Source organism: Nocardioides sp. CPCC 206348, from assembly GCF_048654705.1.
Taxonomy (GTDB): domain Bacteria; phylum Actinomycetota; class Actinomycetes; order Propionibacteriales; family Nocardioidaceae; genus Nocardioides.
In genome coordinates this window covers 4,990-6,342 of sequence record NZ_JBMCZA010000204.1, presented here as the reverse complement: position 1 = coordinate 6,342, position 1,353 = coordinate 4,990, and the positions used below count along the sequence as shown (strand labels likewise).

Here is a 1,353-nt window from a genome sequence, read left to right as displayed (position 1 = left end):
CCGGGGCCCTGCGGCTTCGGGTCCTCGTCGTCCTCCGGGTTCGCGATGTCGCCCGGGCCCTGCGGCTTCGGGTCCTCGTCGGGCGTCGGGTTGGCGATCTCGCCGGGGCCCTGCGGCTTCGGGTCCTCGTCGTCATGGGGCTGGGCGATGATGACCGGGCCGGGCTCGAAGCCGTCGGCGTGAGCGGTTCCGGCGAAGCCGCCGAAGGCGATGGCGCTGGCGGCGAGCGGGGTGGCGATCAGGACGCGGAGCGCGGTGCGGGTGGTGGTGTTCATGGTGTTCTCCTCAGGTTGGCTGGGCCCTTGCGGAGCCCGGTGGCTTGGTGTTCTTGGTGGTAAGAGCACGCCGGCCTGAGGACCTTGCAGATTTTCTGGAGAACTTTCCGGACTTCTTCTTCCGGGGCATCCGGGCCCCCGCACCACTGCCGCAACCGCTACAGGAACTGCACCGGGTCGAACTCCTCGATCGGGATGATCCGCACGCGCGGCAGCCGTTCGTTGAAGGCCTGCACGTCGTACTCGAGGTCGTAGAAGGCGAGTCCCTGGTTGGCGAGCTGCAGGAAGGCGTTGTTGCGGAACTCCGCGAACCCGACGACACCGACCCGGCGGCTTCCGTCCAGCAGGTCGCGGATCTGGTCGACGAAGTCGCCGTCGTTGCTGACCAGGAGGACGTCGGCGTCGCGGTTCTTCAGCTCGACCAGCGTGCGCTGGATGGCGATGTCCACGACCTTCTCGCCGGCGTCACCGGACAGCGGGATCGGGCGGTACCCGATCGCGATCAGCGCCTGCACGAACGACATCGGGAGCTCGTTGTTGGCGGCCAGGAAGAACAGCCCGTTCGCCGGCTTGTCGGCGCCCTCGCTCGCGAACTGCAGCAACCGCTCCCAGCGCGGGCGCTCGTCCGGGCGCGGTCGCCGTCCGAGGATCGACTGGCCGAGTGTGGCGTCGATGTTCTCGCCGTCGACCAGGACGTACGTCGTGCGCGGGGAGTCGTCCATGTCCTGAGACTAGGGCGTGGCCTCGACCTCGGTTCCTGAAAACGCTGATCGGCGCGATTCGCATCAACCAGGTTGATGCGAATCGCGCCGTTGTTCGTCCGTCGTGTCAGCTCAGCGCTTCGGTCGAGGCCAGGTGCGCGTAGACGACCGTGTTGTCGGGGTAGCCGGATGCGGTCCGCTTGCCGCCGCAGGTGATCAGGCGAAGCAGCGGCTCGTCCGTGTCCGGCCAGATCTTGTCGTAGGGCAGGTGCTCCTTCGGTACGTCGTCGACCTCGTCGACCACGAACGTCGCCACCCCGTCGGCGCGGTGGATGCGGATCACGTCGCCGGGCTGCAGCTTCGCCAGGTCCCAGAAC

General features: G+C 68.0%; 3 protein-coding genes. All 3 read right to left on the bottom strand.

Going from position 1 to position 1,353, the window contains the following annotated elements; all coding sequences use genetic code 11:
- Positions 1–275: hypothetical protein (locus ACOADB_RS20110; protein ID WP_378602589.1), on the bottom strand; the 275-nt coding region annotated here is incomplete at its 3' end.
- A 158-nt stretch (positions 276–433) separates the two neighbouring features.
- Positions 434–997 (bottom strand): NYN domain-containing protein, encoded by a 564-nt coding sequence (locus tag ACOADB_RS20105; RefSeq protein WP_378602586.1) that lies wholly within the window; start codon positions 995–997, stop codon positions 434–436.
- Positions 998–1,103: 106 nt separating this feature from the next.
- Positions 1,104–1,353, bottom strand: a 250-nt coding sequence (locus ACOADB_RS20100; RefSeq protein ID WP_378602583.1) for a sortase domain-bontaining protein, incomplete at its 5' end; no start/stop codon positions are given.

Excerpts from the sequence above, each read along its gene's own strand:
- ACOADB_RS20105 (WP_378602586.1), bottom strand. The coding sequence starts at position 997 with ATGGACGACTCCCCGCGCACGACGTACGTCCTGGTCGACGGCGAGAAC.